This is a genomic window from Thermomonas sp. (assembly GCF_041919455.1).
Lineage (GTDB): Bacteria > Pseudomonadota > Gammaproteobacteria > Xanthomonadales > Xanthomonadaceae > Thermomonas.
Genome location: NZ_JAYRTQ010000002.1, coordinates 192,500 through 218,409 on the forward strand (window position 1 = coordinate 192,500; position 25,910 = coordinate 218,409).

Consider the following 25,910-nt stretch of genomic DNA (forward strand, 5'->3'; position numbering starts at 1 on the left):
GTGGACATCGGCTTGATAACGCCTGCCGGTGCCTCCAGCTACACTAGCGGACTGCGAAACGGGCGCAATGCGCCCGTTTTTGTCGTTTCGCCCGCTGATACGCCATCCCCGATGGCCCACCGATGCCGCCGCGCGACCGCGCGCGCATCCCCGACCCGGATTCGTCGCCCCATGCTCAACAACCTGCTCACCAGTGTCTTCGGCAGCCGCAATGAACGCCTGCTCAAGCAACTGTCCGGGATCGTCAAGAAGATCAATGCGCTGGAGCCGCAGATGCAGGCGCTGTCCGACGACGCGCTGAAAGCGAAGACCGAGGAGTTCAAGGCACGCAGCGGCAAGGGCGAGTCGCTGGACAAGCTGCTGCCGGAAGCGTTCGCGGTCTGCCGCGAGGCCTCCGTCCGCGTGTTCGGCATGCGCCACTTCGACGTCCAGCTGATCGGCGGCATGGTCCTGCACGGCGGCAAGATCGCCGAAATGCGCACCGGCGAGGGCAAGACCCTGACCGCGACCCTGGCGGTGTACCTCAATGCGCTGGAAGGCAAGGGCGTCCACGTCGTCACCGTCAACGACTACCTCGCCCGCCGCGACGCCGCCCAGATGGGCAAGCTCTACAACTGGCTGGGCCTGAGCGTGGGTGTGGTGTTCCCCGGCATGCCGCATTCGGACAAAGGCGCGGCCTATGCCTGCGACATCACCTACGGCACCAACAACGAATTCGGCTTCGACTACCTGCGCGACAACATGGCGCTGGCGAAGGAGGACCGTTTCCAGCGCGGCCTGAACTACGCGATCGTCGACGAAGTGGACTCGATCCTGATCGACGAGGCGCGCACCCCGCTGATCATCTCCGGCCCGGCCGACGAATCGCCGGAACTCTACGTGCGGGTCAACCAGATCGTGCCGAGCCTGACGCGGCAGGAAAAGGAAGACGCGATCGGCGACTTCTGGGTGGACGAGAAGGCCAAGCAGGTGCACATGTCCGAAGCCGGCCAGGAGCACGCGGAAAGCCTGCTGCGCCGCGCCGGCATCCTGGCCGAGGACGAAAGCCTGTACGCGCCGCAGAACATCCACGTGGTCCACCACCTCAATGCGGCGATGCGCGCGCACGCCATCTACCAGCGCGACGTGGATTACATCGTCCGCGACGGCGAGGTGGTGATCGTCGACGAATTCACCGGCCGCACCCTGCCGGGCCGGCGCTGGTCCGACGGCCTGCACCAGGCGGTCGAGGCGAAGGAAGGCGTGGCGGTGCAGCGCGAGAACCAGACGCTGGCGTCGGTGACCTTCCAGAACCTGTTCCGCATGTACAACAAGCTGTCCGGCATGACCGGCACCGCGGACACCGAGGCCTACGAATTCCAGAACATCTATGGCCTGGAAGTGGTGGTGATCCCCACCCATCGGCCGATGATCCGCAAGGACCATTCCGACCTGGTCTTCCTCAACCGCGCCGGCAAGTACCGCGCGGTGGCCAACGAGATCAAGGAATGCGCCGCGAAGGGCCAGCCGGTGCTGGTCGGCACCACCTCGATCGAGGTGTCGGAGCTGCTCAGTAATGCCCTCAACGAGGCCGGCATCGCCCACGAAGTGTTGAACGCCAAGCAGCACGAGCGCGAAGCGCACATCGTCGCCAACGCCGGTGCGCCGGGTGCGGTGACCATCGCCACCAACATGGCCGGCCGCGGCACCGACATCGTGCTGGGCGGTTCGCTGGAAGCCGAACTCGCCGCGCTCGGCGAAGACGCGCCGCAGGCGGAGAAGGATCGCCTCAAGGCTGCATGGCAGGTCCGCCACGATGCGGTCAAGGCCGCCGGCGGCCTGCACATCGTCGGCACCGAGCGCCACGAAAGCCGCCGCATCGACAACCAGCTGCGCGGCCGCTCCGGCCGCCAGGGCGATCCGGGTTCGTCCCGCTTCTACCTGTCGCTGGAAGACAACCTGATGCGCATCTTCGCCGCCGACTGGGTGCAGAAGGTGATGGCGCGGATGGGCCTGAAGGAAGACGACATCATCGAGTCGCCGCTGGTCACCAAGCAGATCGCCAATGCGCAGCGCAAGGTCGAGGCGCACAACTTCGACATCCGCAAGAACCTGCTGGACTTCGATGACGTCAACAACGACCAGCGCAAGGTGATCTACGGCCAGCGCGACGAGTTGCTGGAGGCGGAGAGCGTCAAGGCCAACATCGACGGCATCCGCGGCGACGTGGTGACCGACCTGGTGGAGCGCTTCGTGCCGGCCGATTCGGTCGACGACCAATGGGACCTGCCGGGCCTGGAAGCCGAGCTGGCGAGCGAGTTCGCGCTGCAGCTGCCGCTGGTGCGCATGCACCAGGAGCAGGACGAGCTGGATGCGTCGCAGGTGCTGGCCAAGGTGCAGGCCTCGGTGGACGAACTGTTCGCGGGCAAGGAAGCGCAAGTCGGCAGCGAGACCATGCGCATGCTCGAGAAGCACGTGATGCTCAACGTGCTCGACCAGAACTGGAAGGAACACCTGGGGCGCATGGATTACCTGCGCCAGGGCATCCACCTGCGCGGTTACGCGCAGAAGCAGCCGAAGCAGGAATACAAGAAGGAAGCGTTCGAGCTGTTCTCCGAACTGCTGGAGAAGGTGAAGCGCGAAGTGGTCAGCCTGCTCGCGCGGATCCGCGTCCGCGACGAGGCCGAAGTCGCGGCCGCCGAGGCCGAGGAGCGCGCGCGCGCCGAGGCCGTGGCCAGGCAGATGCAGTTCCAGCATCCGGACATGGGCGGCCTCGGCGCCGACGAGGAAGCCGCCGCCGTGCAGGTCGCGCAGCAGCCGCAGGCCTATGGCGAGGAATTCAATCGGGTCGGCCGCAACGATCCCTGCCCCTGCGGCAGCGGCAAGAAGTTCAAGCACTGCCACGGACAGCTTGCGTAGCAAGCTGCCCGTGCACCGCCTGCCGAGTCAGGCGGTGCCCCCAAGCCGCTGCGCGGCATTGGGGCCCGTCGGGGCGCACCTCCGATCCCCCGCGCCGCCGGCGCGCCCCCCTTACCAAGGGGGGCTTGGTCGATCCAACATCATCGGCACTGGTCACTGCACCGGGGCGTGGTTGTCTCCATGAAGCAGATCCACGTTGTCGCCGGCGTCCTCCGCGATGCGCGCGGGCACATCCTGCTGGCCAGCCGCACCGAGGGTCGCGACCTCGCGGGCCTGTGGGAATTCCCCGGCGGCAAGGTCGAAGCGGGTGAGTCGCCCGACGTCGCGCTGGTTCGCGAACTGCGCGAGGAACTCGGCATCCGGGCCAAGGTCGGCGAGTCGGTGATCCGCGTCCCCCAACAGTACCCCGGCAAGCGATTGGTCCTGGATGTACGCCATGTCGAGTTCGAGGGCGAACCCGAGGGACTGGACGGACAGGCGCTTGCCTGGGCGCCGCTCGGAGGTCTGGCCGGATACCCGATGCCACCCGCGGATGTGCCGGTAGTCGCCGCGTTGACCCAGCCGGATCGCTATCTGGTCACGCCCGCACCGGCCGATGATGACGAAGCCTGGCTGGCATCGCTGGTGGCTGTCCTGGGACGGGGCGTGCAGCGTGTCCAACTGCGAGCGCCGGGTGCGGATGCCCGGCGGTGGGTCGTCCTCGCCGGACGTGCCGTGGGGGCTTGTCGTCGCGCCGGGGCCGAAGTGCTGCTCAATGGCGATATCGCGTTGGCCGGGCAGTTGGGCGTCGGCGTGCACCTGCGCTCTGCCCAGTTGCACGACGCTGCACTTGTCCCCTCGCTGGAGGCGTTGCGAGCCGCCGGGCATGCCATCGCCGCGTCCTGCCACGACGCAGGGGACCTGAGGCGGGCCGAGCTGCTGGGGTGTACCTTCCTCGTGCTCGGCCCGGTGCAGGCGACGGCCTCGCATCCAGGTCAATCGGGCATTGGCTGGAAGGCCTTTGCGGCATTGCGCGAACAGGTGTCCTTGCCGATCTACGCGATCGGCGGCATGACGTCGTCGGAGATCGCCGATGCGCGTGGGCATGGCGCGCAGGGCATCGCCGCGATCCGGGGATTATGGAATCCGTAGGGGCAGGCCCCTGTGCCTGCCCGCTCTCCGAAAAACGGTGAGAAATAGGGCAGGCACGGCGAGCCGCCCCTACGTGGCCAATACGCGGTAAAACCGATCCAGCGCCTCGACCTGCGACGGCAAGGCGTCGAGCGCGCCGCCATTGACCAGCACGTCGTCGGCGATCGCCAGCCGCTGCTGCCGGCTCGCCTGCGCCGCGATCATCGTCCGGGCCAAGTCTTCGTCGATCGCATCGCGCTGCAGCAGGCGCGCCAGTTGCACGGCGTCCGGCACGTCCACCACCAGGATCCGCTGCAGCCACGGATAGGCCTCGCGGCCGCCGCCCTCCGCGAGCAGCGGGATCGAGGCGATCGCATACGCGCCGGTCGCGGCCCGGCACAGGTCGCGCAAGGCCTCGCGCACGCGTGGGTGGATGATGGCTTCGAGCCGCTTGCGCGCATCGGCATCGGCGAACACGCGACGGCGCATCGCCGGGCGGTCGAGTTGCCCGGTCGCGTCGAGCACGCCGGTGCCGAATTCCGCCACGACTTCGGCCAGTCCATCGCTGCCGGGGGCCACGGCGTCGCGTGCGGCGATGTCGGCATCGGCCACCACGACGCCACGTGTTCGGAACAAGGCATCGACGGTGCTCTTGCCCGAGGCTACGCCACCGGTGATTGCGACGATGAATTCACTCATGGGATGCCGTCTGGCAGCAAAGCGAGTCGAGGCTCAGGCCAGGCCCGCGAAGCGCATGTACATGCCCACCAGATCCTTGCCCCACATGAAACTGATCCAGCCGGCGATGGCCAGGTACGGGCCGAACGGAATGGGCGTCGCCTTGTCGCGGCCCTTCGCGGCCAGCCAGATCGAGCCGACCACGGCACCGACCAGCGAGGACAGCAGGATCGTGGGCAGCACGCCGGCCAGTCCGCACCATGCGCCCAGTGCCGCCAGCAGCTTGAAGTCGCCGTGGCCCATGCCTTCCTTGCCGGTGAGTTGCTTGAACACCCAGTACACCGACCACAGGCTGACGTAGCCCGCCATCGCGCCCAGCAAGGCGGCCTTCTGGCCGATGTAAAGATTCTCCACAGAGGCCACCAGGCCCAGCCACAGCAGGGGCAGGGTCAATTGGTCGGGCAGTAGCCGGGTGCGGAAATCGATGCCGGACAGCGAGATCAGGAAGCCGGTCAGCAGCATCGCGCCGAACCCCTTCCAGCCGAAACCGAAGCGCCACACGCAGGCCACGAACAGCAGCGCGGTCAGCAATTCGACCAGCGGATACTGGATGGAGATCGGCGCCTTGCAGCCGCGGCACTTGCCGCCGAGCGCCAGCCAGCTCAGCAGCGGGATGTTCTCGTACCACGACAACTGGTGGCCGCAGTGCGGGCAGTGCGAACGCTCGACCACGATCCCCGGTGGAGGCGGGTCGTAGAGTTCGGGTTCCTCGAGGATCTCGCGGGCGTCGCGCTTCCATTCCCATTCCAGCCGACGCGGCAGGCGCAGGATCACGACGTTGAGGAAACTGCCGACCAGCAGGCCGAGGCCGGCCACGGCGGGGTAGCCGAGGCCGGGGTGCGAATCGAGGAATGCCATCGAGTTGCCGTGCGCCTGTGTGTTGGGCGGATTACATGACCGTCATGGCGAGCTTGAAGATCGGCAGGTACATCGCGATCACGATCGAACCGACCAGGCCGCCGATGATGACCATCACCATCGGTTCGATCAGGCTGGACAGCGCATCCACCGCATTCTTCACCTCTTCCTCGTAGAACTCCGCGACCTTGAACAGCATCGCGTCCAACGCGCCCGCCTCTTCACCGATGGCGGTCATCTGCACCACCATGTGCGGGAACAGGTTGACCTGCTTCATCGCCATGTTGACCGGGTAACCCACCGCCACGTCTTCCTTCATCCGCAATACTGCCTTGCTGTAGACCGTGTTGCCGGTGGCGCCGGCCACGTTGTCCAGCGCTTCCACCAGCGGTACGCCGGCCTTGAAGGTGACGGCCAGGGTGCGGGCGAAGCGGGCGATCGAGGAGTCATGCAGCACCTTGCCGATCACCGGCAGCTTCAACATCATCCGATCGATGAAGTGCTGCAGCGGCACCGACCGCTTGTAGAAGAACATGAAGGCAGCGAATGCGCCGGCGGCGATGATCGCGATCAGCCACCACCATTTGACGAACTGGTCTGAAATGCCGAACACCAGCGAGGTGAAGGCCGGCAGGTCGGCACCGAAGCTGACGAAGGTTTCCTTGAAGGTGGGAACCACGAAGACCATCAGCACGCCGCAGACGATGATGGCGACCGCGATCACGGCAGCAGGATAGAACAGGGCCTTCTTGATCTTTCCCTTGATCGACTCGATGTTTTCCTTGTAGACCGCGATGGTCTCCAGCACGGTTTCCAGCACGCCGGAGGATTCGCCGGCGCGGACCAGGTTGCGGTAGAGCTCGTCGAACTGCACCGGGTACTGACACAGCGCTTCGTAAATGGAGGCGCCGCCCTCGATGTCGTTGCGGATCCCGGTGACCATCTTCTTCATCGCCGGGTTCTTGCTGCCGCTGCCGATGATCTCCAGCGCCATCACGATCGGCACACCAGACTTCATCATGGTCGCCAGTTGGCGGCTGAAGATGGCGATGTCGCGCGGCTTGATCTTGGTCGCCCCACCACCGAACAGCGGCTTCGGCTTGGGCTTGACCACAGTCGGGGTGATGCCCTGCTTGCGCAGTTCGGCGCGCAGCAGGTTGGCGTTCTTGGCGGTCTGTTCGCCCTTCATCACCACGCCGCGCTTGTCGCGGCCCTGCCAGACGAATTCAACCATGGGATTCAGGCGGCGTGACTCGGCCTGGGTCCTGGCCTTGCTGATGGCGGCTCTGCGTGCGGACATGGCGGCTTCCCTCAATCCTTGGTGACGCGGTTGATCTCGATGAGACTGGTGATCCCCTGTTTCACCTTGTCCAACGCCGAACGCCGCAGGTCGCGGACGCCGCTTCGCAGCGATGCGTCGGTAATCTGCTGGACATTACCACCGGCCAGCACGATCTGCTGGATTTCGTCGGTCATCGGCATGACCTGGTAGACGCCGGCTCGTCCCTTATAACCTTCCGTGCAGTCCTCGCAACCCACCGCTTCGAAAACCGTGATGCCGGCATGCACTTCGTCGGCCGTGAATCCCTCTGCGAGCAGCGCATGCTCGGGCAGGTGCACCGCGCGCTTGCAGTCGTGCAGGCGCCGGAGCAGGCGCTGGGCGATGACCAGACTGACCGAACTGGTGATGTTGTAGGGCGCGATCCCCATGTTCATCAGGCGTGCGATGGTCTGCGGTGCATCGTTGGTATGCAGGGTCGACAGGACCATGTGGCCGGTTTGCGCGGCCTTGACCGCGATCTCGGCGGTCTCCAGGTCGCGGATTTCGCCGACCATGATGATGTCCGGATCCTGGCGCAGGAAGCTGCGCAGCGCGGCGGCGAAGGTCATGCCGCGCTTGACGTTCTGCTGCACCTGGTTGACGCCCGGCAGTCGGATTTCAACCGGGTCCTCCACCGTGCTGATGTTGCGGGTCTCGTCGTTCAGGATGCCCAGCGCCGTGTAGAGGCTGACCGTCTTGCCCGATCCGGTGGGGCCGGTGACCAGCACCATCCCGTAGGGCTTGTGGATCGCATCCATGAACAACTGCTGCTGGATCGGCTCATAGCCCAGCTTGTCGATGCCCAGCTTGGCCGCGCTGCCATCCAGGATGCGCAGCACGATCTTCTCGCCGAACAGGGTCGGCAGGGTACTGACGCGGAAGTCGATCTGCTTGGACTTGGACAGGTTCAGCTTGATGCGGCCGTCCTGGGGGATTCGCTTTTCGGCGATGTCAAGTTGCGCCATTACCTTCAGGCGCGCGGCGATCCGTTGGTGCAGCTTGACCGGCGCGCGCTTGGCCAGCTTGAGGATGCCATCGATGCGGAAGCGGACCCGGTAGTCGGTTTCGTAGGGTTCGAAGTGGATGTCGCTGGCGCCCTTGCGGATGGCGTCGACAAGCGCCTTGTTGATGAACTTGACGACCGGCGTGTCTTCGCCCTTGGCGTCTATTCCGGTGTCGTTGCTCAGGTCGTCATCGCCGCCACTGACCTCCAGGCCTTCCAGTCCCTCGGATTCGGCCATCTCGTCGGCCATCGCCTCGGCGACTTCCAGCCATTGGTCCAGGCACCGCTTGATCCGGTCCGCATCGACCAGGATCGGTTCCACCGCCAGGTTGGTGTGGAACTTCAGCTCATCGAGCGCCTGGTGGTCGGTGGGATCGCTGGTGCCCACGAACAGTCGGCCGCCGCGCTTGAACAGCGGCAGGACCTGGTGCTTGCGCAGCAACTCCTCCTTGACCAGGGCGATGGCGGATTGCGTGGCGTCCAGGGCCAGCGCGTCGACCAGGGGCATGCCGAATTCGATGGAATTGGCGGCCGCGATGGCGGCGGGAGTGACCAGCCTGCGCTCGGTCAGGTAGGCAGCCAGCGGCTGCTTCTCTGCCGTGGCGGCATCCATCGCCTTGCGTGCAGCGGCCTCGTCCAGCGCGCCGTCCAGCACCAGGCGCCGGGCGATGCCGGTGATTCCCATCAGGTTGGCGGATGTGACTGCGCTCATCGGTACACGCTCTCCCCAAGCGGCTGGCCGACTTTACCGCAAACCCGTGGTGGCGCGAACCTCGACCCCCGCCAGGGCATCGAAGCGCTTGCGTGTCGGCGCTCACAATCGGGGCATCAAGTCGCCCGGTTCTCCGCAATGCGGGCCTGGATGCCTTCCACTGCATCCTGATTCCGGCTACGGTTTCGTGGGGAGGGCGCCATGTCCATCAGTATCGTGTTGCCGGCAAAAAACGAAGCGGAAGGCCTGCGACGCACCTTGCCGGCGCTGCGTTCTGCCTACCCGGATGCCGAGATCATCGTGGTCGACGACGGTTCCTCCGACGAAACCGCCGCCGTCGCCAGCGCCGGCGGCGCGCGCGTGCTTTCGTCTCCCTACTCGATGGGCAATGGCGCGGCCATCAAGCGAGGCGCAAGGGCGGCATGCGGCGAGGTCGTGGTGTTCATGGATGCCGACGGCCAGCACGGTGCCGAGCATATTGCCGCCCTGCTCGCCAAGTTGGGCGAGGGTTACGACATGGTGGTGGGCGCGCGCGACGCCAGCGGGCAGGCGAATTTCCACCGCGGCCTCGCCAATGCCTTCTACAACCGCCTGGCCAGCTGGATGACCGGGCACGAGGTGATCGACCTGACGTCCGGCTTCCGCGCCGTCCGCGCCGACAAGTTCCGTGAATTCCTGCACCTGCTGCCGAACGGCTTCAGCTATCCCACCACCAGCACCATGGCGTTCTTCCGCAGCGCCTACCCGGTGGCCTATGTGCCGGTCGAGGTGAGCAAGCGGGTGGGTGCGTCCAGTCATATCAGACCGCTCAAGGATGGTGTCCGCTTCCTGTTGATCATCTTCAAGATCGCAAGCCTGTATTCGCCGTTGAAGCTGTTTGTTCCGACGGCGGCGATTTTCTTTGTAGCCGGCATGGGCTGGTACGGATGGACCTTCTACGAAACCGGCAGATTTACCAACATGAGCATGCTGCTGTTCAGCGCGTCGGTCATCGTTTTTCTGATCGGCTTGGTGTCTGAGCAGATCACCAACCTCACGTATCAGAAAGGCGACGGGCGCACCTAGCTTCGGTCAATCGCGCCACACTCTTCCTAGTCGACGAAGTCGTCTGTTCACTGCGGGTGGCGCAGGGATAGCCGTCCTGCGCGGTACACCATCCAGACAAGCGCATCCGACATCAAGATGACTAGTCGAAACCCGGCCAAGAGCGCGGCAGCGCTCTTGATCGATCCAGGGCCGCCGATCATGTCTCCCGCAACCACCTCGAATACGCCGATGCCTTGTGGTGCAAAAATGGCAATGAACCCCATGCCCCAGGCGAATAGGTAAGTGGCGCCCGCCTCAAAGGGAGCGACATGCAGATCGAGATCGGGGAAGGCTGTCAGGAATACGACAAATGCAGAGGCGCCGATGCACCAGGAAACACCTACGACGCCAGCGCACAACAGGTAGGCGAGTGCGGAAAAGCTCTCGCGAATTCTCGCCTGCCGATGACTGAGCAACGATGGCAGGGCGATCAGTCCCAGGAGACCGCCAATTCCCGCCGCCGCGGCGATTAATCCCCAGCCCGCCAGCCCGCGATACAGTGCAATCAACGGCCCGCTGAGGACGAATGCCATGCCGATAGCAAGCGCGTTCTCCAACAGCACAAAGATCGCGATATCGCGCCTTCGTGCGCCTAGTCCGGAGAAAGCGGCGGCCCTGCCGACCGTGTGCCATATCCCGCCGGGGATGTAGCGCGCCGGCAGCGTGCCGATGTGGATGGCGGCCAGCTGTCGCCAGGAAAAACGATGGCCCAATGCGCGGAACACCACGTGCGCGAACACCGGAGCCAGCAGCGGCATCAGCGACCAAAGCAGCACTGCGATTAGCAGTTGCCGCGGGTTGGTGCTGTCGAGCACCCCGCGCAGCGACTCGCGGCTTTCCCATGCGAAGTAGATAAGGAAGGCGAATGCGGCAGGGGTGAACAGCAGTTTGGCGACGCGCAGCGCCCTGCGGGCAAGGGAGGGCGCTGGCGCTGCGTCAGGCGAGGGGTGCTGGACGGGAGGTCCCCCGCGCATCAGGCTTTGCGGCCCGCGAGGTAGCGCACCAGGAATGCCGGCATCAGCCCCAGCAGGATTGCGATCTTCTCGCCGCTGCCGAGCGGGCTTCGTAGCACCGCGCGCGCCTGTTCAAGGGGCAGCCGCAGCAGTGGCAAGTTCCTGTCCAGCCAGCTGTGGGCAAGGCCAAAGTCCGCGCTCCTATAGCGCCGGATGCGCTCTGCGTACGATTCGCGCTTGCGCGGCTGGCGACGCCACCACACTGCGTCCGGAGCATGCAAAATGTCCCCTTTCAGCGCCAGCTCCGCTAGCACGATCTGATCGGCACCCGCGCAGGCGTGGATCTTGGGCAGCTCCCGCAGGTAGCGGGTGCGGATCAGGCCCAGGATGGGGTGCGCGTTCCCCCAGAAAGCCATGAAGAAACGTTGCATCGCGTCGGTTCCGCGGGTGTCGTACCAGCCGGACTCCTTCTTGTCCCAGCTGCGGCCATCTTCGTCGATCCAGTGGGCGGTGCCGAAGGCCAGCGCAGCGGAAGGGTGACCTTCAAGCAGGGCGACGCAAGTCGAAACCAGAGCCGGTGACCAGACATCGTGTCCCGAAGCCCACATGAAGTACTCGCCAGTGGCCTGCGCCAGTACGTGGATCGAGTTGGCGGCAGATCCCACGTTGTGCAACTGACGCTGGTAACGAATATTTTTGTAGCGTTGCGCATATTCCCTGCAGATTGCCTCGGTGTCGTCCGTCGAGCAGTTATCAGAGATGATGATTTCTAGGTTGGCGTAATCCTGGGCGAACAGACTTTCAAGCGACCCGCGCAAGAAGCGCGCCTCGTTGTATGCGAACAGCCCGACAGACACCAACGGCGGACATGGACCGTCGGATTTCGCTGGCGGAAGGTCCCACTCAGCCGCCATCGTCTACTCGCTTCAGATAGCCGCCCGGCGCAACCGTGATCAGCAGCTTGGCCTCGATATCCTCATTCACCACGAATCCCCGGTTGCGGGAAAGGAAATCGCGCACGGCAGTCTTCGGGTTGTTTCCGCTGCCCCATGGCCGCTCCTGGATGAGGTCGTCTGGCATGTCCTCGATCAAGGTGTCGTACACCACGCAATAGCCGCCTGCTCCGACCAGCGTCGCATAAGCCTCCAACTCGGCGAGTACATGATCATGGGTATGGTTGGAATCCAGAAGCACCAGCACGCGCTGCCCGGCGGCGCGTTCGCGTACGCGCCGCACGACGTCCTGGTCAATTGACGAGCCTTCGATCATCTCGATGCGCGCCGCCATCGGATGGGCCTCGATCGCATCGCGGTTGTGGCGGCGGATGTCTATGTCGATACCCAGTACCTTGCGCTTCGGCGCCCGCGGGTCGAGCGCAGCCCCGGCCTCGGCAGCTTCGCAGTAGTCCAGCATCGCCAGCAGCGAAGCGCTGAGAATCAGTGACCCACCGTGGGCGATGCCGGTTTCGATGATCAGGTCTGGCCGCACGTCCCATATCAGCTCCTGCAACGCAGCCATGTCTTGCGGGAACTGGATCAGTGGCCGGCCAAGCCATCGAAAATTGTAGGCGTACTTGTGTCGGGTGATCTCGCGCAACCAGATACGCGAAAGGGCCTGCACATCGGTGTCCGCCTTTAAACCGGCGATGTTGCCGGCAACCTCAGCTTGAAATCGCTCGGTTTCAATCATGGGTGGGGAAGTCCTTCCAGGAGATGGTGCGCGGGCGCATGTATTCGCCCCCGCGTGACCCCACGTTGGCAACCAGGTCCAACGCGGATACAAAGGAGGTGAACTCGCCATGCAATTGCGGATAGGGCACCTTGGCGTAGTCCATGTACTCCACTTCAATGCCCGAACGGTCGAATGCAGCATGGTCCAGGTAGTTAGCGCCGCCGTGGCCGGTGACGTAGGTGGTGCCACCGAGCGAACGCACGATCTCCAGCACTCGCGCGCTGCCAGTGCCGGAGACCCCGAGTTCGCCAATGTCGACGAAACGACAGTGGCGGTCGAGGCCGAAGTATCTGCACAGCGCCAGGAGAGACGCTGTCGTCAGCGCGCCGAGATGGGCGTAGTCCCGCGCATACACGCCACGCACCATGTCGAGCATGGCGTCGAGGTGCGGCGCATCTGCGTAGGCATCGGCCAGCAAGGCCAAGTGCTCGTCGCGCCAAGGGCGCTTGTCGCTAGCGCGAACCTGATCGATACGCTGCCCGAATCGCAGGTCGGCAAGAGGCACGGTCATCCAGCACGGTCCACTGGCGGTCTTGATCTGGACGCGGTTGACAAAGCTTCCCTTGGAGAACTGCACGTCGGTGTAGTGCACGTATATGTCAGCCAGGCGCACCTGTTCGAGCTGTCCGACCCATGGGAACAGCATAGGCTGTGAAATCACGATCCTCATGCTGGCGGAACCGACACAAGTGTCGCCCCGGGCAGGAGACGCTCCATCAGGACCACATCTATGCAGGCTTCGTCCTCGTGATAGTGGCCCTCGAGGCGGCCCACTTCGACGTAGCCTTCTCGGTGGTAGAAGGCGATCGCGCGAGCGTTGTCACAGCGTACCCGCAAGCAGATCTTGCGCAGGCCGTAGTGGTCTCGCAGATGCACGTACAGCAGTTCAAGCGCCTCGGTGGCGAAGCCACGACCGTGGGCTGCTGGCGACAGGCAGATGCCGAGTTCGCAATGACCATGGGACCTGTCCAGTGCAGCGGCTTGCATGTAGCCGAGTACGGCATCGTTGTCTCGATCGGCAATCACGAGCAGCAACATATCGGCCTGAGCCGTGCGCTCCTCAAGCCATTCGCGCACGCGACTGACAGGATTCGGACGGGCGCGTGACATCAACATCGCCTGCAGGCCAACGTCGCTGCGCAGCACCGACAATGCCGGTAAATCGGCTTCTTGCCAACCGCGCAGTCGCACCCCGGCGCCTTCGAGCCGAGGGCCGATCACAGGAAGAACAGTTCCAGGTCGGGGCGTGCCAATGCCGGGATCTCCGCGACGATGCGATGTGCGTCAGCCGGATTGAGGCCTATCAACACCGAGCCAAGGTCGGCAGGCAGATGGGCTGGTGGCAGCACCGGTTTCTGGTTGAAGGATTTCCCGTGCAGGAATGGATTATTGTCCAGGTGGCATGCAACGCGTTCCGGATCGGCGAGGCTCGAACGCAGGAATGCCCCATAGAATCCAGCGCCGTAGATGGCCACTTGCGCCTGTTCCGGCAGCTTGCGCTCGAATTCGCGAACGCGTCCGGCAGCATCGCACCAGAAGTTGCCGATGTTTGAAAGTTCGGTGTAGGTGCGCTCGATCATAGCCCGGTCCTTCGCCATCGGGATGGTCAGACGAGTTTCCGGCTTTCGCGCCACGAGCACGAACGCGCCGCGGTGCGCCGAGCCGTCGATGCGTTCCGCGATCAGCCCCGCCTCAGCCAGGAGTTGCGTTAGCGATGGCTGGGTGAAGTGGTTGCAGTGGTCGATCACCACGAAGTCGGCAACGTTCGTCAGCACGTTGGGTACGACGGCATAGAAGCGGCCGCCCGGCTTCATCAGCGATGCGATGTGGCGCAGGGTGTCGCCGACCGTCGGGATGTGTTCGAGCGAGAAGAACGATGTGACCAGATCGAAGCGCCCCTGCCAGGTCGCGGGTGTGCGCTTGATTGCCCAGTTCTCGCGCTGAGCGAACCTCTCCCAGAAGGGTTCGTAGCGCGCGCTCACGTCGTATAGGTGCGGGATGAAAAGGGGTTGCTCCGCGCATAACGCCCTGACGGTGGAGCTCTTGGCGCAGCCATAGTCGAGCAACAAGAGCGGCGTTGCGATATCACCCAGCGCATCACGCAGGAGCTGGACCTGGTGCTCGGTGCGGTATATCGGCGCACCGTCGCGCATCTCGTAGATCTGATCCTCTTCCTCGCTCTCGACTAGGATGTCGTAGTCGTGGTCGTAGAATGCGTCGACATTCTCGATCGCATGCGTTTGCAGATGCCCGCACCCCCTGCAAGCGAATACTTCGGTGGTGGACGAATGGACGCGACACAGCGAGGTCAGTGATTGGCCGTCGGCGGATCGGTAAAGCACGTTGCCGAGCTGGCCGCGGCATACGTTGCAGGCGTTGCCTAAGGACGTCGTCATCAGTCGGCGCACAGTTCGGGGTGAATGCGGCGGAAATCAACACCAGCGGCAAAAGAGCCCTTCCAGCCATGCGCGCGTCCGGTCGGGTCGTTGAAGTTGAAGTAACGGAACTGCATGGACCAGCGGGGTCCCATGCTGCGGTTAAAGCCGGATGCGTGCAGCGTGAGGAAGTCGATGATCACCAGGTCGCCGGGCATGGTGAGTGGCGCGATCTGTTGCGGGTAGCGGCCAATCACATGCGCCTCGTCCTTTAGCCGCAATGCATATGCGCCGCTGCGGTCGCCGCCCGGTTCGGGTTGGGTCAGTACCGGGATCGGACCCTCGGTGTGTGAGCCGGGACAGAAACGCACCGGACCGAGTTCTTCCGTCACCGCTCTCAGTGGGCTCCAGAAGACCAGTCCATCGAGGCTCCGCAATTGCGCCGGGTACTCCTGATGCCAACCGGCGCGGAAACTGTCTTCAGCGGGATTGTCGATGCGGATGCCGTAACCGTTGGCAGCGATGGCCGGCGCGGAGCCGGAGCGCAACTGCGCGAAAATGTGTTCGTGGCGCGGGTCTGCGAGCAGCCGCACGAAGGCCGGGACCTGCTTGACCGCATCGTATACCTCCCCGCCCCACGACCGATCGGTGCCGATGAGCATGGAGTAACCATCGTCGAAGTGACCCGCGCTGAACAGCTCGCGATCATCGCCTAGGCCGTGGCGTAACATCACTTGGCCTATCACATGGTGGATAGCGCGCTGGATCGGCAGCACTTGCGTAACCAAGTCATAGAAGCCAGGCACCACCAGAACGCCATCGAGCCGGAACGCTTCGACTTGGTCGGCTGAAAGGGGTGGATTCATCACGGTGTCCCGCCAAGGTGTCGCGCCACATGACCGGCAACTTGCATGATCTCCGAACCCGTGAGGTCGTGATAACTGGGCAGATTGATTGCCCGTTCGGATAGTGAATGACTCACCGTGTGCTGCGGGTGTGGCGCGAATGAAGGCAGACAGGAGAGAGGCCAGAAGAACACCCTGCCATCGATGCTGTCGCGCTTGAAGGCGGAAAGAAGAGATTCCCGATCGAAGGGCACGCAATCTTCAATGACGATGGTTGGCATCCAGTAACCATTGGTTGTACCGACGGGCTCCGGATTCATCCGAAGCGGCAATTGCCCAAGCGCGTCCCAGTAAGCCTGGAATACACGGCGCTTGCCCGCCACCAGTTCTTCGATGCGTTCCATCTGAGCGCAGCCAATGGCTGCCTGCACATTGGACATCTTGTACTTGAAGCCGATGCGCTCCGGCCAGAATTGCCGGGTTTCGCCCCTTGCCCGGCCGTGGTTCGACAGTGTGAGTACGCGTTCGTAGAGTAGATCGTCGTTGGTTACGAAAATGCCGCCTTCGCCAGTGGTGATGGTCTTGGTGCCGTGGAACGAGAACGCGCCGAACGCGCCCATCGAGCCTGCACGCCGCCCGTGCCAGATCGAGCCGATGGCTTCGGCGGCATCCTCGATAAGGTGCACGCCGTGCTTCACTGCGATGGCGGTGAGGGCTTTCATGTCGCAGAGGTTGCCGTAAAGGTGTACGGCCAGGATTGCCTTGGTTCGAGGCGTAATCGCTGCTTCGACGGCGGCCGGGTCCAGGCACCAGGTGTCGGGCAGTACATCCACGAGAATGGGCTTTGCGCCAAGGTGGACGATGGGGGCGACCGAGGCGATCCAGTTGATGTCGGCGAGGATCACCTCGTCGCCGGCGCCGATGCCAAGGCCAGCCATGCCCATGTGCAGGGCGCCGGTGGCGCTGGAGGTGGCGATAGCGTGGCGAACGCCGAGATGCATCTTGAATTGCCGCTCGAAGTTTTCGATGTATTCGTAGCAGCGCTCGCCCCAGCCGTTGGTCACGGCGTCGTTTGCGTAGCGAATCTCCAGGTCCGTTATCGATGGCTTGGTGTAATGGATGCGGCCATTGGGGGCTGAGGTGGTCATGACACTTCCAGGTGCGGGATCGCCGTCACGAACTTCCCGCCCCATCCGCTGATGTAAGCAAGCTGCCCGGTTATTTCCTCGCGCAGGTTCCAGGGAAGGATCACCACGAAGTCAGGACGGGTTTCACGGATCCGCGCTTCGGCGACGACCGGGATGCGCGAACCCGGCAGGTAGCGGCCCTGCTTGTGGGGCGAGGCATCGGCCACGTAATCCAGCAGGTCCGGGCGTACGCCGGCGTAATTGAGCAAGGTGTTGCCCTTGGCGGCGGCGCCGTAGCCAGCGACATGCTTGCCCGCGCGTTTGCAGTCGAGAAGGAACCGGAGGAAATCGTTCTTGATCGCATTGGCCAGTGGCTGGAGGCCTTGGTAGTAGGACATCTCCAGCATGCCTCTGGTGCGCTCTGTCTCCAGGAGCGCGGCGACAGCCGGGGTTTCACCGTGCGTGGCTTCCGAGTGGCAGGCCCACAGGCGCAGGGAGCCGCCGTGCGTCGGAAGTTCCTCTACGTCCCAGATGCGCAGACCATGCGCCGCGAGGATGTGTTGTGTTGTGTGGAAGGACAAGTAGGAGAAATGCTCGTGGTAAACGGTGTCGAACTGCCGCTGTGCCACCAGTTGCAACAGGTGCGGAAACTCGAGCGTTATGGTGCCGCCAGGCGCAAGCGCGGTGGCCAGCCCGGCGACGAAATCATTGATGTCTGGCACGTGAGCCAGAACGTTGTTGGCGATGATCAGGTTGGACTTGCCCCTTGATACCGTCAATTCCAGGGCGGAGTTCCTGCCGAAAAAAAGTTCATGCGTCTCGATGCCTACCTCGCGTGCAGCCTTCGCCGTACTCGCGGTGGGTTCGATGCCGAAGCAGGGAATGCCCCGCGCCTGGATGTATTGCAGCAGGTAGCCGTCGTTGGAGGCGATCTCCATGACCAGACTGCCTGGACCCAGCCCCAGTATGTCCACCGCCTTCGAAACGTAGTGCTCGGCATGATCCAGCCAGCTGCGAGAGTACGAAGAGAAGTAGACGTAGTCTCCCGAAAACAACGCATCGTGACGCTGGACTTCATCCACCTGCACCAGGTGGCATTGGCCGCACACATGCAGCTTGAGGGGGAACCACGCCTCGGCGGCATCGAGGTCCCCGGCGCGCAGGAAGGCATTGGAGGGCGGCGCGGTGCCGAGGTCCAGGAACACGTAGTGCAGTGGCGCAGCGCAAAAACGGCACTTCATGTGCGCACTCCACGGAAATCGCTGTCGATCAACGAATAGCCGCCGTCGCGCTCCGAAAGCATTGCCACCGGCAGCGGCCAGGTTATGGCAAGGCGCGGATCATCATGGCGCAGGCCGTGCTCACTCGCAGGCGTCCATGGCGTGGTATGCATGTAGAGCAGGTCGACCTCGTCTGTCAGCGTCTGAAAGCCGTGCGCAAAGCCTTCCGGAATGAAGAGCGCCAGATCATTGTCGTCCGCGAGCTCTACCCATTGCCAGTGCAGGAAAGTCGGTGAGCCTGTCCGCAAGTCCACGACCACGTCATGTACACGGCCGCGCAGGCAGCGGATCAGCTTGGCTTCCGCAGCCGGTGGTACCTGATAATGCAGGCCGCGGACGGTACCGCGCACCCTGGTCTCGGACAGGTTGATCTGGGTGAAGTGCAGGCCGGGGCGAATGGCCGCCAGTTCCTGTTCGCAGAACAGACGGGTGAAGCGACCGCGAGCGTCGCCGTTGGGCGTGAGCTGGATTTCGTATACGCCCGCTAGCGGAGTGCTCCGCCAGTTCACGACGTCCATCCCATTTCAAGGCGGCGGGCGTCATCGACGTAGCCGGCGAGGTCTCTCGCGGTGTTGACCACGCCGGCGTCGTGGAAGGCCCGGTACCATGCGGCAGTTCTCGCGAGCGCGGTATCGATGTTCCACACCGGTTGCCATGCCAGGTGCAGGCGGGCCTTGCCCGAGTCAAGCCGCAGGATGGCAGCCTCATGGTCGTGGTCTTTCCCGTCGGGCTCGACGCCAAGGGCCTCGACGCCAAAGGCCGCCCAGCGCGCCGCCAGTCGTTCAACCAGCGAATGGACGCTGACTTCCCCCTCGGCCGCCGGGCCGAAGTTCCAAGCACCGGCAATTCCGGCATCGTTCCAGAGGCACTGGCCAAGGCGGAGGTACCCGGACAGGGGCTCCAGCACGTGTTGCCAGGGGCGGATGGCCGCCGGGTTCCGCACCCTGAGGGGCTCACCGGCGTTTACGGCGCGCACCAGGTCGGGCACCAGCCTGTCCTCGGCCCAATCGCCCCCGCCGATCACGTTTCCGGCGCGTGCAGTTGCGATACGCACGTCGGCGCCGGTCGCACCGAAAAAACTCTTGCGATAGCAGTCGGACACCAGTTCGGCGCAGGCCTTGGACGTACTGTAGGGATCGTGGCCGCCCAACGGATCGGCTTCTCGATAGCCCCCGGGGCGGCTTAGTTCGGAATAAACCTTGTCGGTCGTGGCGTTAACCAGCACACGCACCGAAGGGGACTCACGGACGGCCTCGAATAGGTTCACCAGCCCCATTACGTTGCTGGTGAACGTGCCCGCAGGATCACGGTAGCTGCGTCGCACCAGTGGCTGCGCAGCCAGATGGAAAATGATCTCGGGTTGATGCAATGCCAACACACCGCGAACCGCCGCCGCATCCCTCAGGTCGACACGGTGATCGCTGACGCCATCTAGTTGCAGCGCCTGCCAGTGCGAGGGTCGTGTATCGGGGTCGAGTGCAAGCCCGGCCACTTGGGCACCCAGGGCACGCAACCACAACACAAGCCAGGAGCCCTTGAAGCCGGTATGACCCGTGACTAGCACGCGTCTGCCGGCGTAGACGTCTCCGAATAGGTTCAGGTCCATGCTTTCCATGGGGCCTTTCCGGATTGCCAGAGGTCCTCGAGCTTCAGTTTGTCACGCAGGGTATCCATGGGCTGCCAGAACCCCCGGTGCGCGTAGGCCGACAGTTGCTCGTCCCTCGCCAGGCGTTCCAGCGGCTCCCGCTCCCAGATCGAGCTGTCGCCCTCGATGTAGTCGAGAGCCTGCGGTTCGAGGACGAAAAACCCGCCATTGATCCAGTTGCCGTCGCCGGCCGGCTTTTCCTCGAAACGGGTGATCCGGTGATCCTTGATGTCGATTGCGCCGAACCGGCCCGGCGGTTGCGCAGCGCACATCGTCGCCAATGTTCCTTTCTCACGGTGGAAGGCCAACTCCGCACGAATGTCGATGTCGGCCAGACCATCGCCATAGGTGAAAAAGAAGGTGTCACCGTCCAGATAGTCGGCCACGCGCTTGAGGCGGCCTCCCGTCTGGGTGTCGTTGCCGGTGTCGACCAGGGTGACCCGCCACGGCTCGGCGTGCTTGTGGTGCACTTCCACCTGGTTAGTGGACATGTCGAAGGTGACGTCCGACATATGCAGAAAATAGTTCGCAAAGTACTCCTTGATCATGTAGCCCTTGTAGCCAAGGCAGATGACGAAGTCGTTGATGCCGTGGTGCGAATAGATCTTGAGGATGTGCCAGAGGACCGGCATTCCGCCGATCTCGATCATTGGTTTGGGTCGCACCACGGTTTCTTCACTGATCCGGGTGCCAAGTCCGCCCGCCAGGATGACTGCTTTCATGTCGAGGCTTCCTTTGCTGGGAAGGGCGCGGGGTGCGCCTGACGGGCCCTTGGTGGTTGTCATTTTTTCCCAGGGTCAACTGATTCGTGCTGCTTGCGTGCCATCGCTTCCAGCTTGGCGGCCCATTCCATCCGTCCCTTCTTCCTTAGGTTGGCAATCATCTCCACCTGGCGCCTGTCGCCCTGGGCCGAGTTCTGCACGGATCGCGCGAAGTACGGATAGGCCCGGTCGGGTTGTCGGGTCTTGTCGAGCATGAAGTACCCTATGGTGGCAAATTCGGAAGGGTGGAGCTTCCCGCGCCGGGCAATGATGTCGATGGCCTCGAGAACCCTGTCTTCGTCCAGGGCCACGCCGTGGCTGAAGTTGTTCATCAGGGTTCGCAGCGCCAGCTGGTTTTCATGCCCCATGACCACCTGCTGCAGGCGCGCAAGGTAGCGGTCCCAGTCCGTTCGGGTAGCAGAACCCTGCAGGCTTTTCAGGATAATCAGGTTGGTCAGGTTGCTGGTCGCGTACGGCGCGCTCTCAGCGCCCTTGGCGGAGGCCTCGATGGCCTCGTCGAGATAGTGGTTGCCCGGCACATACGCACCACCCATCTCGAAGTAGATCCGACCCAGCAGGTTCCAGGCGCGAGCGGAGTGGGGTGCCAGCTCGGTACTCGTGCGCGCAAGCACCAACGGGCTGCTCCAGCTCGTCGCGCGATTCCAGGTGGCGCCGCCAAGCAGCACCAATAGCAATGTCACCACAGCAATCCCCGGCACTGGACGCAACTGCAGGCGTCGTGCCGCAAGCGACAGCAGGTCGCCCGCGGCCAGCACGATGCCGATCAACGGGAAGTGGTTGCGATGCTCGAAGGCCAGCTCCAGGTTCAATACATTGCTGGTAACGAAATGGCCGGCGAAGAACAGCATCACGCCCAGGGCGAACAACGGGCGACGCGTGCGCAGCCGCCATGCACTGGCGAGTAGCCCGAACAACAGCAGCAATGCGGGCAGCGTGGTCCACGGGTCAAGCAATCCGCGCGATGGCTGCAGCCAGTCGTAGTAGAAGGGCATGTGCCGGGGCAGCGGAAGCAGGATCTCCCACAGGTACATGGTCAACGCGCGCCCTTGTGTCAGCAGTCGCTCGATGCTGGAAAAGTCGCGGCTTGGGTAAGCGTTCCATTGCCAGTAATGCGGCACCACCACCAACAGGAAGATGGCGGCGCCGATCGCGGCAATCAGCTGGTAGCCCCGCCGCAGCGCGCCTGCCAGCGCGGGGCTGGCGGCGCGGAAGCGCAATACGGTCAGTTCAAGTGCAAGCGTGTACGCGGGCAGCAGGATCGCGTCTTCCTTGCAGCCGATGGCAAGCAGCCAGAACCCCATGACCAGCAACCAGGGATTGCGGCTCTTGCGACCTTCGACCTGCGCGAGCCGGGCCTTCAGGTACGCGAGCAGTGCAAGCACCAGGAACAGCGTGGCCATGGTCTGCATGCGCTGGACCACGTAAAGCACGGAGGACACCTGCAACGGATGCATGGCCCATGCGAGCGCCAGCGCAGGCGCCGCAAGTCGTGCGCGGGCCGCTGGTATGGCAGTAGCGAGGAGCAGTGTGCGGAACAGCCAGGCCAAAACGAACGTGGTCAGTGCATGTATGGCGATGTTGGTGGCTTTGAACACCGCAGGATCCAACCCGCCGCCGCGCCAGTAGTCCAATGCAAAGCTGGCGGTCGGCAGGATCCGGGTGACGCCGCCAGGCTGATGACTGAAGGCTGCGACCAAAAGGCCGATGGGATCCAGCGTCTCCATGTGGATCGCATAGTTCGCGACGATGTTCGGCTCGTCGTCCAGAACGAAACCGCCAGACAGCCCGGGAATGAAAAGCAGGGCTGCCAGCACTGCGGAAAACAGACTGGACAGCAGGAACCAGCGGTGGCGCGAGCGCATGGCGACCAGTCTTTCTTGAGCTGCAAGCAGTCGCAATACTAGCAGCGACGGCAACGCGTCCGTGCCCGATCGGCGAGCGCCTGACCGTGATGGCGAGCCAGCCGCGGCATGCGCTGCCGCATCGTTATTTGGGTATCCAGCCTCAATCTCCAGACACGCTGAGCGTCTGGCTTTCCCTCATGGACGTCCGGCCCCCTACGCCAACCTGCAGTCCACCGTGGGCGACCTGCAGGCGCCATTTCGACAGTCGGGAAGGCGGGATGCTTCGAACCAGGTTGCGGAGTTCGCCGGGATCACGTTCCACATCGAACACGTATTCCTGGTCGGTACTGAAATCGCGCCAGTACTTGAACAGGCCGCCGGCACCCTCGTCTGCGTACATGCCCGCTTCCGCGATTTGCTGGAAGTACACCGGCCCCTTGCGCTCCGGGGATTGCAATGGAACACCGAGCCACGTCGCGGGAATCGGCAGTCCGAGTTCCCGCATGATCGTCGGGGCGATGTCGATCTGCGACGCGATGCGATGCCGGGCTAGCGGCGGTGCCGCGTAACCGAATCGGGCGAGCATCAACGGGACGTCGAGGACTGGTTCGTAGACCCCGACACCATGCGCGATCAGCGCGTGCTCGCCGAGCATCTCCCCATGGTCGCCGGTCAACACGACCAATGCGTCTTTCAGGTACCCCTTCGCCTCGAGGGTCGCGATCAACTGTTCGACATAGCCGTCCAACTGCAGGACGCCGTTGTCGTAGAAGCGGCCGGCGGCGTCCAGTTCCGTGCGGCTGACGCCATTGGTGGTTTTTCCGAACAGGCGGTAGTAGCTGAGACTGGGTTTGAAGCGTTCGCTCCCCTTCTTGCGCAAGCCCAATCCGTGGCTCGACATGAGCACGATCTGCAAGAAGATCGGATGCTTGCCGTCCGCATCTGGGAGTTTGTCCAGGCGATCCAGCACGAGCTGATCGTCGTTCATGTAGCGCAACGCAACCTCCAGGCCGCCTCCGCCCTTGTACCTCTGCTGGCTGCCGTCGAAGTAACTGTCCACGGCCCCGTACATTTCGCGCAAACCATAGAAATTCGTGTGGTCGCCGCTGAATATCAGGTGGACTCCATAGCCGTTGCGTCTCAGCGCCTCATGCAGCGTGAACGCCTTGGCGGGCATGGCCTGGATTGGGCGCGAAGACGCCAGTGCCATGTAGCCGCACACCGATTCCGAGCAGGTGGCACGCATGCGCGGCATCGATTCGGCTTTACCCGACGCCAGCAGCGAACTGAGGTAGGGGGTGGTCGACCGTCCATACCCGTTGGCACCCATGCGATCGCCACGCAACGCATCACCCACGATCAGTATCACGTTGCGTGGCTTGGGATCGTTGGCTGGCTTGTAGGCGCGGCGCGCCTCGACTTCGGCAGCGTTGACGGCGGGAGATGCAGAGAAGTAGTTGCTCTCCTTGAGGGCCGCCAGCGTGGGGAAGAAGCTGAGCTGGATCGGCTCATCCCGATCGAGTGGTGCGGTGTTGTACATCGTCCCGAACAGCACGACCGGGAACAACGCCATCAGGCTTGCAAGCAACAACGCCTTGCTGCGGCCATTGGATCGGATCAGGACACTCGGCCAGTCCGGCCGCATGCCGCTGGCGCGCCCCAGGAAAAAAACTGCCAGCGCGGCAACCACTGCGGGCACCCAAACCAGCCAGACGGGAAGTCCAAGGGTCGAAAGTAGAAACTGCGACTGACCTGCATACGTGCGGATGATCGGCCAGGTGGTGATGCGCCCCCATGACACCAACCCGACCAGTGCCACGCAATACCAGAGCGCCAGCAGCATCCATGGCAGCACGGCAATCGTGGCCGACAGGTAAGGTGCAATCCTGAGGCGTCCGAACAACCCCCAGAAGACCACGCGCAATCCCACCACCCCGGCCCAGATCGCCAACAGCAGGAACAGGTGTGAGAGCGCGATCGACCCGGGATTCCCGAAATAGAGGATGTAGGCAGCAAGGAACAGCAATGCAATGGTCAGCCAGGCGCCCAGATCGAAAAAGAAGCTCCTGAGCCAGCGGGCAGGGATGGCCTCAGCCATTGCGAATGACCACCAGCCGGTACAGCCTCACGAAACTCGTGTAGTTCGAGGACAACACGGTCCAGTCGTGCCGGAGGATATTGTCCGCGTAGTCGAAATCGGAGCGGAAACCGATCCGGTCCGCAAGGGATCGCACGATGCGCTCCATGGGCCGCCAGAACCGGCTACCCGTGAAATGATTGACGATCACGATATGCCCTCCGGGGCGGCACACACGGCGGATTTCCGCGACCAGGCGCTCCGGGTTTGGCGTCACCGACAAGACATACGGAACGGTCACGCAGTCGAAACTGCCGTCGGCGAAATCGAGGCTCTCGGCGTCCATCAGTGCCAAGTGGATCTCTCGCTGCGGCAGTGCGGACGCACGTTGCTTCGCGAGTGCCAGCATGCGTGGGCAAAGATCTATTCCGGTCAGCGCCGCGGCTTCGGGATAGCGGCCGATTGTTAGTCCGGTGCCCACTCCAACTTCAAGCACGCGAGCGGGTGCAAGCGTACCCACGACGGAAGCCATTTGCCTGCAGCCCGCGCGCTGGATGGGCCCGAACAGCATGTCGTAATACGGCGCATAGCGGTCATACGTGCGTACGACGGACTGCCGGGAGACTTCACTCATGCGCGCCGGTTCGAAGATGCGAAGGAATGCAATTCTGCACCAAGCGCTTTGCATGCGCAGTAGCGTGCAAGCGGCGGGTGTTGCGCTACACCTGTGGCAACAGGGTGCCAGCCGCTGCTATTGGTCAACTGCCAGGGATGGCCGCATGGACCAAGGTCAACTGCCTGCAAGAAGTTGCACTGCGCGAAGCTTCTTGTCCTGGGTGGCGATGAACTCAGAGCGTGCAGTTGGCGTTATTCATGTCGCAAGTGGTGACTTGCGCTCCGGGCAACTGAGGCGTCCCGGTAATGTTGGTACCTATCGCAGTTGCATCGTCCGCCAAGCGGCAGGCTTGCCGCGGTGCGATGGGTGGCGTGGCGTTGTCTTGCAAGGCTGCGAGCGCGAAATTTGCGTAGTTCTTCATCTCCATTTGGCAAGCGCCTTCGGCGGTGCGAATCCGGTAGTTGTTGTACGCAGGCAACGCGATGGCCGCGAGGATGGCGATGATGGCCACCACGATCATCAACTCGATCAATGTGAAACCACGTGCGTTGCGAGCCATGGCAAAGTTCCTGTTGATACGTCCCACAGAGGTCTTCAGCAAGGGGCGTGCCAGCAAGCTCGCGAGAAACAGCGAGAAGGTCTTTGTGTGACCGCAGTCGCGTTCCCCGACCAATCCAAAGCAAAAAAAAGGTTCTTCTCCCATCTGAGGGAGAGGCGCACGGCCGACCCGGTTAGTTTGCAGTTGTCGAGTCAACAAACCGGGGGTCGGCCGTGGCCGACGGGGATTGTATTGCTCAGCTTGGTGGCTGGACGGGTTATCGAGTATCGGGCTGGCGGCACGAGGCTCGTGGCGCGCGTCGCTGGCTGGTTGTGGAGTTGGCGCCTGACGGGTCACTGGAGCGCATCTGT

Annotated in this window: 22 protein-coding genes and 1 pseudogene; 3 read left to right on the forward strand and 20 right to left on the reverse strand. The window is 63.5% G+C overall.

All coding sequences use genetic code 11. The annotated features are described in order from the left end of the window. Positions 1-171: 171 nt before the first annotated feature. A complete protein-coding gene (gene secA / locus ACE3T8_RS02145) occupies positions 172-2,898 on the forward strand; it encodes a preprotein translocase subunit SecA (protein WP_374606422.1) in 2,727 nt (908 codons plus the stop codon). A 180-nt stretch (positions 2,899-3,078) separates the two neighbouring features. After that, a complete protein-coding gene (locus tag ACE3T8_RS02150; RefSeq protein ID WP_374606423.1) occupies positions 3,079-4,029 on the forward strand; it encodes a Nudix family hydrolase in 951 nt (316 codons plus the stop codon). Between the two features lie 69 nt (positions 4,030-4,098). Here ACE3T8_RS02150 and coaE read toward each other — a convergent pair whose 3' ends face one another. The 4 genes from coaE to pilB are packed head-to-tail and all read right to left on the reverse strand — an operon-like array spanning position 4,099 to position 8,640. Further along, the gene (gene coaE, locus ACE3T8_RS02155; protein ID WP_374606425.1) at positions 4,099-4,707 is read right to left on the reverse strand and encodes a dephospho-CoA kinase; all 609 of its coding nucleotides are present in this window, start codon (positions 4,705-4,707) and stop codon (positions 4,099-4,101) included. A 33-nt stretch (positions 4,708-4,740) separates the two neighbouring features. Then, positions 4,741-5,604, reverse strand: a complete 864-nt coding sequence (locus ACE3T8_RS02160) for an A24 family peptidase (RefSeq protein WP_374606426.1) — start codon at positions 5,602-5,604, stop codon at positions 4,741-4,743. A gap of 31 nt (positions 5,605-5,635) precedes the next feature. Beyond that, positions 5,636-6,904, reverse strand: a complete 1,269-nt coding sequence (locus tag ACE3T8_RS02165; RefSeq protein WP_374606428.1) for a type II secretion system F family protein — start codon at positions 6,902-6,904, stop codon at positions 5,636-5,638. Positions 6,905-6,915: 11 nt separating this feature from the next. Beyond that, entirely contained in the window at positions 6,916-8,640 is a 1,725-nt protein-coding gene (gene pilB / locus ACE3T8_RS02170) for a type IV-A pilus assembly ATPase PilB (protein ID WP_374606429.1), read from the reverse strand. Positions 8,641-8,841: 201 nt separating this feature from the next. Here pilB and ACE3T8_RS02175 point away from each other — a divergent pair, with 201 nt between their 5' ends. After that, on the forward strand, positions 8,842-9,705 hold the full coding sequence (locus ACE3T8_RS02175) for a glycosyltransferase family 2 protein (RefSeq protein WP_374606431.1): 864 nt from the start codon (positions 8,842-8,844) through the stop codon (positions 9,703-9,705). Positions 9,706-9,752: 47 nt separating this feature from the next. Here the strand turns inward: ACE3T8_RS02175 and ACE3T8_RS02180 are convergent, their stop codons facing one another. The 16 genes and pseudogenes from ACE3T8_RS02180 to ACE3T8_RS02255 all read right to left on the reverse strand — a co-directional run. Continuing rightward, entirely contained in the window at positions 9,753-10,541 is a 789-nt protein-coding gene (locus ACE3T8_RS02180; RefSeq protein WP_374606432.1) for a hypothetical protein, read from the reverse strand. Between the two features lie 158 nt (positions 10,542-10,699). Beyond that, the gene (locus ACE3T8_RS02185; protein WP_374606433.1) at positions 10,700-11,593 is read right to left on the reverse strand and encodes a glycosyltransferase family 2 protein; all 894 of its coding nucleotides are present in this window, start codon (positions 11,591-11,593) and stop codon (positions 10,700-10,702) included. Then, a complete protein-coding gene (locus tag ACE3T8_RS02190; RefSeq protein WP_374606435.1) occupies positions 11,583-12,368 on the reverse strand; it encodes a cephalosporin hydroxylase family protein in 786 nt (261 codons plus the stop codon). The genes ACE3T8_RS02185 and ACE3T8_RS02190 overlap by 11 nt, the downstream gene beginning before the upstream one ends. Further along, the gene (locus tag ACE3T8_RS02195) at positions 12,361-13,056 is read right to left on the reverse strand and encodes a WbqC family protein (RefSeq protein ID WP_374606436.1); all 696 of its coding nucleotides are present in this window, start codon (positions 13,054-13,056) and stop codon (positions 12,361-12,363) included. The genes ACE3T8_RS02190 and ACE3T8_RS02195 overlap by 8 nt, the downstream gene beginning before the upstream one ends. Before the next feature lie 20 nt (positions 13,057-13,076). Continuing rightward, on the reverse strand, positions 13,077-13,631 hold the full coding sequence (locus ACE3T8_RS02200; RefSeq protein ID WP_374606438.1) for a GNAT family N-acetyltransferase: 555 nt from the start codon (positions 13,629-13,631) through the stop codon (positions 13,077-13,079). Continuing rightward, positions 13,628-14,806, reverse strand: a complete 1,179-nt coding sequence (locus ACE3T8_RS02205; RefSeq protein WP_374606439.1) for a class I SAM-dependent methyltransferase — start codon at positions 14,804-14,806, stop codon at positions 13,628-13,630. The genes ACE3T8_RS02200 and ACE3T8_RS02205 overlap by 4 nt, the downstream gene beginning before the upstream one ends. Next, on the reverse strand, positions 14,806-15,651 hold the full coding sequence (locus ACE3T8_RS02210; protein ID WP_374606440.1) for a phytanoyl-CoA dioxygenase family protein: 846 nt from the start codon (positions 15,649-15,651) through the stop codon (positions 14,806-14,808). Before ACE3T8_RS02210 ends, ACE3T8_RS02205 begins: the two co-directional genes overlap by 1 nt. Next, positions 15,651-16,778, reverse strand: a complete 1,128-nt coding sequence (locus ACE3T8_RS02215) for a DegT/DnrJ/EryC1/StrS family aminotransferase (RefSeq protein ID WP_374606442.1) — start codon at positions 16,776-16,778, stop codon at positions 15,651-15,653. The genes ACE3T8_RS02210 and ACE3T8_RS02215 overlap by 1 nt, the downstream gene beginning before the upstream one ends. After that, a complete protein-coding gene (locus ACE3T8_RS02220; RefSeq protein ID WP_374606444.1) occupies positions 16,775-17,998 on the reverse strand; it encodes a methyltransferase domain-containing protein in 1,224 nt (407 codons plus the stop codon). The genes ACE3T8_RS02215 and ACE3T8_RS02220 overlap by 4 nt, the downstream gene beginning before the upstream one ends. Beyond that, positions 17,995-18,555 carry a dTDP-4-dehydrorhamnose 3,5-epimerase family protein gene (locus ACE3T8_RS02225; protein WP_374606445.1) on the reverse strand — a complete coding sequence of 187 codons (561 nt, stop codon included), beginning with the start codon at positions 18,553-18,555 and terminating at the stop codon, positions 17,995-17,997. Before ACE3T8_RS02225 ends, ACE3T8_RS02220 begins: the two co-directional genes overlap by 4 nt. Then, on the reverse strand, positions 18,543-19,652 hold the full coding sequence (rfbG, locus tag ACE3T8_RS02230; RefSeq protein WP_374606447.1) for a CDP-glucose 4,6-dehydratase: 1,110 nt from the start codon (positions 19,650-19,652) through the stop codon (positions 18,543-18,545). Before rfbG ends, ACE3T8_RS02225 begins: the two co-directional genes overlap by 13 nt. Next, entirely contained in the window at positions 19,634-20,404 is a 771-nt protein-coding gene (gene rfbF, locus ACE3T8_RS02235) for a glucose-1-phosphate cytidylyltransferase (protein ID WP_374606448.1), read from the reverse strand. Before rfbF ends, rfbG begins: the two co-directional genes overlap by 19 nt. 59 nt (positions 20,405-20,463) lie before the next feature. Beyond that, positions 20,464-22,326 carry a hypothetical protein gene (locus ACE3T8_RS02240; RefSeq protein ID WP_374606449.1) on the reverse strand — a complete coding sequence of 621 codons (1,863 nt, stop codon included), beginning with the start codon at positions 22,324-22,326 and terminating at the stop codon, positions 20,464-20,466. Positions 22,327-22,468: 142 nt separating this feature from the next. Continuing rightward, positions 22,469-24,406, reverse strand: a complete 1,938-nt coding sequence (locus ACE3T8_RS02245; protein WP_374606451.1) for a sulfatase-like hydrolase/transferase — start codon at positions 24,404-24,406, stop codon at positions 22,469-22,471. Beyond that, positions 24,399-25,019 carry a class I SAM-dependent methyltransferase gene (locus ACE3T8_RS02250; protein WP_374606452.1) on the reverse strand — a complete coding sequence of 207 codons (621 nt, stop codon included), beginning with the start codon at positions 25,017-25,019 and terminating at the stop codon, positions 24,399-24,401. Before ACE3T8_RS02250 ends, ACE3T8_RS02245 begins: the two co-directional genes overlap by 8 nt. Before the next feature lie 438 nt (positions 25,020-25,457). Next, positions 25,458-25,560: pseudogene (locus ACE3T8_RS02255) on the reverse strand (prepilin-type N-terminal cleavage/methylation domain-containing protein); the annotation flags it as partial. Positions 25,561-25,910: the final 350 nt, after the last annotated feature.